Origin of the sequence: Clostridium sp. BL-8, from assembly GCF_002006495.1 — a bacterium.
GTDB lineage: Bacteria > Bacillota > Clostridia > Clostridiales > Clostridiaceae > Clostridium.
In genome coordinates, this window is sequence record NZ_LZZL01000142.1 from 1 (window position 1) to 8,506 (window position 8,506).

10 protein-coding genes and 1 rRNA gene are annotated in these 8,506 nt (G+C 27.2%); 3 read left to right on the top strand and 8 right to left on the bottom strand.

Features of this window, described 5'->3' with window-relative positions; genetic code table 11:
• Positions 1 to 158 precede the first annotated feature (158 nt).
• From CLOBL_RS25845 to CLOBL_RS25860, 4 genes are all read right to left on the bottom strand, one after another.
• Entirely contained in the window at positions 159 to 1,037 is an 879-nt protein-coding gene (locus tag CLOBL_RS25845) for a tyrosine-type recombinase/integrase (protein ID WP_077861622.1), read from the bottom strand.
• A gap of 88 nt (positions 1,038 to 1,125) precedes the next feature.
• Complete coding sequence (gene spoIIM / locus CLOBL_RS25850) at positions 1,126 to 1,758, bottom strand: stage II sporulation protein M (protein WP_077861623.1); 633 nt, start codon at positions 1,756 to 1,758, stop codon at positions 1,126 to 1,128.
• Positions 1,759 to 2,063: 305 nt separating this feature from the next.
• Entirely contained in the window at positions 2,064 to 2,846 is a 783-nt protein-coding gene (locus CLOBL_RS25855; RefSeq protein WP_077861624.1) for an SDR family oxidoreductase, read from the bottom strand.
• Between the two features lie 201 nt (positions 2,847 to 3,047).
• Positions 3,048 to 3,971 (bottom strand): 2-dehydropantoate 2-reductase, encoded by a 924-nt coding sequence (locus CLOBL_RS25860; RefSeq protein ID WP_077861625.1) that lies wholly within the window; start codon positions 3,969 to 3,971, stop codon positions 3,048 to 3,050.
• 122 nt (positions 3,972 to 4,093) lie between these two features.
• Here CLOBL_RS25860 and CLOBL_RS25865 point away from each other — a divergent pair, with 122 nt between their 5' ends.
• Positions 4,094 to 4,975 carry a LysR family transcriptional regulator gene (locus tag CLOBL_RS25865; RefSeq protein WP_009170504.1) on the top strand — a complete coding sequence of 294 codons (882 nt, stop codon included), beginning with the start codon at positions 4,094 to 4,096 and terminating at the stop codon, positions 4,973 to 4,975.
• Positions 4,976 to 5,113: 138 nt separating this feature from the next.
• Complete coding sequence (locus CLOBL_RS25870; RefSeq protein ID WP_077861626.1) at positions 5,114 to 5,620, top strand: flavin reductase; 507 nt, start codon at positions 5,114 to 5,116, stop codon at positions 5,618 to 5,620.
• 64 nt (positions 5,621 to 5,684) lie between these two features.
• On the opposite strand, the gene CLOBL_RS25875 is transcribed toward CLOBL_RS25870, so the two are convergent.
• Both CLOBL_RS25875 and CLOBL_RS25880 read right to left on the bottom strand, forming a co-directional pair.
• Complete coding sequence (locus tag CLOBL_RS25875; protein ID WP_077861627.1) at positions 5,685 to 6,104, bottom strand: thioesterase family protein; 420 nt, start codon at positions 6,102 to 6,104, stop codon at positions 5,685 to 5,687.
• Between the two features lie 44 nt (positions 6,105 to 6,148).
• Complete coding sequence (locus CLOBL_RS25880) at positions 6,149 to 6,859, bottom strand: MBL fold metallo-hydrolase (protein WP_077861628.1); 711 nt, start codon at positions 6,857 to 6,859, stop codon at positions 6,149 to 6,151.
• Between the two features lie 334 nt (positions 6,860 to 7,193).
• On the opposite strand from CLOBL_RS25880, the gene CLOBL_RS25885 reads away from it, so the two are divergent.
• The gene (locus CLOBL_RS25885; protein ID WP_077861629.1) at positions 7,194 to 7,466 is read left to right on the top strand and encodes a hypothetical protein; all 273 of its coding nucleotides are present in this window, start codon (positions 7,194 to 7,196) and stop codon (positions 7,464 to 7,466) included.
• An 84-nt stretch (positions 7,467 to 7,550) separates the two neighbouring features.
• Here the strand turns inward: CLOBL_RS25885 and CLOBL_RS25890 are convergent, their stop codons facing one another.
• Positions 7,551 to 8,186: an ankyrin repeat domain-containing protein gene (locus tag CLOBL_RS25890; RefSeq protein WP_077861630.1), complete on the bottom strand. Its 636-nt coding sequence runs from the start codon at positions 8,184 to 8,186 to the stop codon at positions 7,551 to 7,553.
• Positions 8,187 to 8,406: 220 nt separating this feature from the next.
• Positions 8,407 to 8,506, bottom strand: a 5S ribosomal RNA gene (rrf, locus tag CLOBL_RS25895); the annotation flags it as partial.

Below are 8,506 nucleotides of genomic sequence, written 5' to 3' on the forward strand. Positions count from 1 at the left end.
ATTTATGTAAAATTATTTTTATAAATATGAAAAAAATAGATCATAATTTTTCTTATTAATCTAAAAAATATGTTTAATTATGAAATTACCACCGACTTAAAATATCGGTGGTAATATCTCAACTTTTTCAATATGTTATTTACGTCAGTAACTAAATATCAAGCTCTTGGATGGGTATGCATGTATATATAGTTAATTTTATCGTTGTTTATAATTTCATAATATGTGTCCATGTATGTTAGAACTTGATTTCCAAGTAATTTCTGCACCGCTCTAACATTGGCTCCGTTTTGAAGTAAATGAACTGCAAATGAGTGCCTAAAAGTATTTAGATTAACATCTTTATCAATGCCTGCTTTTCTAGAATATTCCTTAACAATTCTCCAGATTCCTTGTCTTGTAAGTTTATTCCCATTTAAATTCACAAAAAGATTATTTACTCCGCACTGTGCTATTTTATATCGTATACTCAAATACTCTACTAATGCCTTGCATGCACTTCTTCCTATAGGGATAAGTCTTTCAAGATGTTTGTTATCTGTACATCTAACAAAATTCAAATCAAGATTAACATCATCTACATTTAATCCAATAAGTTCAGACACTTTCATTCCAGTAGCATACATCAATTCTAATAGTGCATTATCTCGTATGCCTTTAGAACAATCTTTTTCTACTACCCTGATTATTTTATCTACTTCTTCAATGGTTAATATCTGTGGCAATTTTCTATTATTTTTAGAACTCTTATATTCTATTTTAGGGATTTCATTTATTAATGCTTCACTTTTTAAATATGAATAAAAATTTCTGAGGCTTATTACTATTCTATTTATAGATCTTTCTGATTTTGCTTGGTTAATAAGGTTTTGTATATAAGACATAATTGTTAATTTATCACTCGTATATAAATCGATTTTTTTTCTATTTAAAAATTTAAGGTATAAACTAACATCAGTCACATATGCATATATAGTGTTTTCACTCTTACCACTTTCTAACAAATAATCTTTATAATTATTTATACTATTTATCATTATTATCTCCTATACCATTGATTAAGATTAGTATTCGACAAAATTGTCAATTTCCCTTTTTTAATTTTTCATATGTTTATATTCTTCTTTATAAATAGAATTTTCTAGCCACAAATCTTATTAGAGATGGTGATATATAAGTTTCAATTAACATCCCAATTATAAATAGTACCCCAACCACAATTAACTTATTTAATACACCATCTAGAAAAGGATCCTTATTGTTCATGCGTTTAAAGAACTTTCCCTTAAATTTTTCTGTAGAGATAGACAAGCTAATGACACTTAACGCTATAAAGCATGGAATATATATTAAATTTTGAGGAATAACAGATGCTAAAGCTAGTCCAATTCCTTTTCCATCAAAGGTTGTTATGATAAAAGAAAAAGTATACCCGAGCGTAAAACCTTTTAATAAATCTAAAATTAATATTATAGGAGCTCCAAAAAAAGTTAAACCTAATATAAATATAGGTACAATGATCAATATATTTTTCTTCATAACCTCATAAAATAAATTTCCATAATTAATTGGTTGACTTCCTATTGAATTCGTAAAACTAAAAAAATAATTGGCTAGATCCTTTTTATCTGATGCTCCCATGCATTTAACAGTATAAAGTCCAAAAGATATCCCTAAACAAAACATGATTAATACAATGAAAAAATAAGTCTTCTTATCTCTAAACGTAGAATTTAGTTTACTAATTAAATAATTCATCTCTTATTCCTCCTTTAGTTACTCTACTTTATACTATGTTTAATGTTTCAAATTTATTCCCACACTTAATGATAAATATGTAAAATAACAAAAATAATTTTATATAAATTTTAGCTTTAAATTGAATGTTTTCTTATCAAATCAGGTTATTTTTTAGCTTTATCAATTTTTTTTATTGACAAGCTATAGAAATTTTTTAATAGCTAATTAAATATTTATTTAAAATAAAATAACCTTATGTTCATTAAAAATAATTTTAATGATGCACATAAGATTATTATCTAACTTTATATATTATTTTTGATTCAAATATTGTACTTCCATCCATTGTCGTTATTGTAAATCATCAATTTTGCCATACCGCCATCTATATTAATATTTTCACCATTAATAAAACTATTGTCTTCATTACACAGAAACATAACTGCTCTTGCAATATCCTTTGGATTCCCTATTCTTCCTGATGGATGTTGCAGTTCATCATTCTTGCTATGATCAGGAACATATCTTTCATCATAGTAAGCACCTGTATCAATCCAGCCTGGACTTATCGAATTTACTCTAATATTTTTATTGGAAAGACTTATAGAAAGTCCATGTGTAAGTGCTGATATGCCGCCTTTAGCGGCAGTATAACTTTCTGTATCAGCTTGAGACATATTAGCTCTTGTTGATGAGATATTTACAATTGCTCCATTTTTATTAAAGTTATCCATAAATAATTGAGCTAACATATATGGAGCAGTTACTCCTACTCTTAGTACATAATTAAAATTTTCATATGAGCATTTAGATAAAATTCCTTTTTTACTTATACAAGCATTATTAATCAAATAATCTATACGTTCATATTTTCCTATAACAAAATCTGCAAAGTTGTATAATATGTTTTCCTCCGAAATATCTCCCAGAAAAAAGTCTGCTTCTCCTCCTTTTGTCCTAATATATTTTAAATTTTCTTCTCCTGCTTTTTTATTATTATCAATGAAAATAACCTTTGCACCTGAAAAAGCAAATTCCCTTGTTAAGCATCTGCCAATACCTAAAGCTCCACCTGTAATTACACATATTTTATTTTTAAAATCCATAGTTTAATAATTAGTGACAGATTAATTAATTCTGCACTAATAGTTCACCTCCATTTGTATATTCTTAACCTTTTTCTCTTTCAATATTATCATGTATCTATATCCATAAATAATATAAAGCTACTAAAAAAGTAACATTTTTATAATGCCTTTTTCAGCAGCTCTATTATATAATATAACTCCTCAATTCTCTATTGAATTTTACATTGGCTGTAAAACTTTAAGTTTCTCATATGCCTTTTGAGTGTATGGCGTTGGTACTCCAAAGTCTCTCCCCATACGGCATAAATCTCCACAAAATAACTCAAGTTCAAATTTTTTGCCACGTGCAACATCTCTATGCATAGAACTTATACTTTTCTTAGATAGACTTTTTAAAGTATTAATTGTAGTTTCATAGATATTATGTGGTAATTTAATACCCTTAATTCTTCCAACTTCTTCACATTCTTTAGCCACATTACAAAAGGTCTCAAATTTCATTTTATCTTCAAGTATTCCTTTTACTCTAACATCATAATATGAATCTGTTACATTAAATGCACAGTTAAAAACATATTTATTCCAAGCCGCAACTTCAGCATCTTTTCTTACTTCACATACTATATTTGCTTTGGATAAAATATTGTAAATTTTTTCTAAGTGTCTTTTATGAATAGGTCTATTTCTATTTGAAGATACTACAATCTTAGCATTCTTACTTGTTTGTTTTATTACGCCATCCGCTTCAATCTTTGAGCTAATATACATTACAGCATCTGCTATTTTTCCCTTTCCTAAATACGAGTATAATTTACTTCCTCCGTCTACTCCATTAATAATTGGAATAATCAGCGTATGCTCACCTACCATCGGTAAAATAGTCCTTGCTGCCGCTTTTAAAGAATAGCCTTTAACACAAACAAAAATAATATCCATAATTCCAATTTCACTTGCATTATCAGTTGCAAGCCTTGGATATACATTAAAACTTTCATTTAGTTCATTTTTTAAAGTTATACCATTATTTCTAATGCTGTTTAAAGTCTCACCCTTTGCTATAATATAAACATTTTCTTTACTCTTACAAAGCATTGCACTAATATATCCTCCAATAGCACCAATTCCTATTATTCCAATTTTCATAATGTGCTCTCCCTTTCTTATCAATTTTGACTTATTTCTCTTAACTTATTTATATTCTACATTATCTTGATGTATAATAAAAATATATATTAGTTATGAATACTATAATTAGGAGTTATATTATGATTATTGATTTAAATTTATATAAAACTTTTTTTACAGTGGCAAAGTATAAAAATATATCACATGCTGCCGAAGTACTTTTTGTCTCTCAACCTGCAGTAAGCAAATCAATAAAAACTTTAGAAAACCATCTAAATCTAAAGTTATTTTCCAGAAGTTCAAAAGGAGTGGCTTTAACACCAGAAGGAGAAATATTATTTAAACATATTAATAATGCTTTAAGCGAGCTTAGCTTAGGAGAACATATTTTAGAAAAACTTAAAAATAAAGAAATAGGAAATATTAATTTAGGTGTAAGCACCACTATAGGTAAAAGTTACTTTTTGCCTGAATTTGAAAAGTTCACAAAAGAGTACTCAGATTTTAAGATAAAAATCATAAATCGGCCTACTCTTGACACTATTAAATTAATACAAGAAGAAAAGTTAGATTTAGGCATTATTGGAACTACTTCAAATAAAGTTGATGTTAAATTTGTTAAACTTAAAGAAATGCATGATATCTTGGTTGCAAGTAATAGTTATCTGGAAAAATCAAATTTTAAAAATACAAAAGATATTTTTAATAGGGGTTCATTTATGTTGCTAGAAAATCCTAATGCCACCCGCGAGCATATAGATAACTACTTTGCTTCGCAAAATTTATCCATCACTCCAGACATTGAAGCCAGTAATATGGATTTTTTAATCGAATCTGCAAAAATTGGACTTGGAATTACCTCTGTAATAAAAGAATTTTTGGATAGTGAACTAGAGAATAAAACACTTATAGAAATTCCACTTAAACATCAGATTCCACCTAGATACATTGGCGTAATTTATAAAAATTCATCTAATTTATCTATTGCAGCAAAAACTCTTATCGATTTCTTAAAGAAATAAATTTATATAAAGAAAAGTTTTTTAAATAAAATATTATTTGTATGTTATAATTTTAGTTATTATGATTAAACCTATATTGGCACTTTAATTATAATAGATTTAAAATAAATATAACTTACTTATCAAGGAGGCAAACAAATGGCTTTTAAAGAAATTGAAATTAAGGACTTAAACATGAATCCTTTTACACTAATTAGCAATGAATGGCTGCTAATCACTGCTGGAAATGAAAGCAAATTTAATACTATGACTGCAAGCTGGGGAAGCCTTGGTGTATTCTGGGGAAAAAATTCAGCTACAATTTATGTTAGACAAAGTAGATATACAAAAGAATTTATAGATTTAAATGATACTTTTTCTTTATCTTTCTTTAGCGAAGATTATAAGAAGGCCCTCGGTATTTGTGGAAGTCTTTCCGGAAGAGATGTAAACAAAGTAGAAAAAGCAAATCTAACTCCTGTATTCGATGAAATTAGTCCTTATTTTAAAGAAGCAAAAATGACTATGATATGTAAAAAAATGTATCACACCGATATAGAACTTGCAAATTTTGATGAACCAAAATTTAATGAAACAATGTATCCTGACAAAGATTACCACACAATTTATATTGCTGAAATATTAAAAGTGTTGGTTAAGGAATAACTTTCTAACAAAAAAGCTTGCCTAAAAATGTCTTTAAGCAGGCTTTTTTATTGCTTTAGCATATTCATAAGTTATGTAAAGATCGTAGTTTTTCAAATATCTCAGAATGACTTTTTTTAATGTTAATTATTTTAAAATCACTATTTACAAAAACATGTAATGTACTTCCTTTAGCAATTTCCTTTTGATCCTTTTCTCTAATTACTGAATAGCCAAATTCTACTTTAACTGGTGTAAATTCTTTAATCCAAGTTTTAATAATTAACTCATCTTCATATTTTGCACCAACAATATACTTACAACTACTTTCAGCTAAAGGAATTAATATCCCCTTTTCTTCCATTTCACTATAGCTAATATTACTCCCCTTAATAAAATCTGTTCTGCCTGCTTCAAACCAAATCAAATAATTAGAGTGATGAACTATACCCATTTTATCTGTTTCAGCATATCTTACTACAATTTTTGTTTCGCTTACATACAATTTAGAGCACTCCTTTTTCCAGAATAATTAAATATATAAATTCTTTAACCTTGTACAAGTTCTGCAATTTTCTTGTTTGGATTTTTAGTAAATACCCCTCCATGATAACATATAACTGTTTCAATATCATATTGAGTAAGCTTCTTTAATGATTTCTTTGCTTCATCTATATCGAATGTATATTCAGGGTTTGGTCCAACTAACTCACCATTTACTACATTTAACGCATCTCCTGTTACTAATGTTTTATATTTTTTTAAATAGAAGCAAGTATGACCGGGTGTATGTCCTGGTGTATGAATTACCTTTATTCCCCCACAATAATTAAATTCTTCATTATCCTCAATAATCTTATCAACATTAGTTTTAAGATTACAAATCTGTTCTAGCATTTCATTGCGTTTATCTTCCGGCATAGAATTAAGACGTTCTGCTGTAAATTTTATTGGTGTCTTTTCCCCTTCAATATAAGGTTTTTCACCAGCACTTGCTAATACTTCTATCTTACTTTGGGAATTTTGAGTTACACTAGCTAAACTGCCAATATGATCTAAATCATGATGTGTTATAAATATTTTATTTATCATTTCAAAATCCACACCTGCTTTTCTAACTTCTTCATAAATATTTTCTAATTGTCCAGGTAACCCAGCATCTATCAAAATTACATTTTCATCGTCAAAGATAAGTGTAGGATTCATTCTTCTTTCTTGTATACCTAATTCAAGTACATGCAAACCTTCATGAATTTTCATTTTTTACTCCTCCTTAATATAAGTCAATCATTTTAGATTTAAATTATTATCTTTAGATATTTAGACTATCTGCTTTTTTTATTTTAATCATCATCTTGGCCTCTTCATTTTTAGCAGTGTATTATTATTATACTACAGAATTATATTTATTTACTTATAATCGTAAAATATCCAAGGAATAATCTCCTTAATATTTCATGTATTGAATTCTCCTTTTTTATAATAATAATACTATAGTTATATTTTATTTAAAGTTATCTATATAATTTATTCTACATATTATATACATATTATATATAAAAAAATCTTAAAATTATTGTTAGGAGTGATTTCTATGAGCAAACAAAATACGCCGGATGATCCATCTCCAAAAATTTACGATACTGAAAAAATAATTGACATTCATTCCTCAGAATTTGACCCAAGTTTTAATTCCGAAAAAGTTCGCCAAGTTAATAGTCATCTTTCTCCATCAAAATATACTAAGAATTCAAATAATAAAAATAATCTAAATTCTACTTCGGAACTTTCAACATTAGCAGGATATTCTGATTCCAATAATAATAAAAAAACAAATGTGTATGATTATCACGGAAAATTAAAATAATAAATTAATTATTTATATATCTTAATAAAATCATCAATATAAAATACCGTTAGACACTTTTTACATAGGTATCTAACGGTATAACTAAATACTTCTTTTTGCTCCATATTCAATTAATATATTCTCAATCTTCTTATTTTTACATAAATTTAATGGTGTTTGTCCAGAATTATTCTTTGAATTTATATCTAAGCCCAAAGAGAGAATAACCTTCAAATATTCTTCGAAATCATCAAAATCACCACACATTACATAATCATCATGCAAAATAGTATTGTTATATTTATCGGTATGATTTATATCTGCATGATAATTAAGAAGAAGATTCAATAGCTCTACCGAAAAACTAAAATTACAATAAAAAATAGGAGTTTTTCCTGTTATATTTTCAGCGTTTACTTCAGATCCATTCTCTAATATTAATTTAACAACACTCATATTAGGTTTTATTCTTGCACAGACCCTATGTAATGGTATCTCTTTATAATAACTTTGATTACTGTTTATATCCGCACCATTTTTAATTAAAAGTTCTATTATTTCAAAGTAATTCTTTCCACAATTATCTATAGCAAAATGAAGCAGGCTCTTGTCATCATATTTTTCATTAACATTTCCTCCATTTGTTATGAAGTTATTGAGTTCATCTAAATTCCCTTTTTCTATTATTTTTAAAATAGATTTTGGCCTTGAACCAAAAAAAATTTCATTAATTTTCATGACAGCTACCTCCAAATCAATCATTATTATATATATAATTTAACATTTCAATTTAAAATCATTTTTTAGTCTTATACTTTCTTTTATACAGCTTATCATATATTCTGCTAATAGTTCAAAAACGAGTAAGTGCTTATGCATAAATTATTTTAATTGCTATTACCCACTATAATTTTTCGTAAAATAAAAAGGTAGTTTAAATTAACCACCTTTTATATTAACCTCGCAACGTCCTACTCTGCCACACAGTCTCCCATGCAGTACCATCGGCGCTATAGACCTTAACTTTCCTGTTCGGAATGGGAAGGAGTGTTACCTCT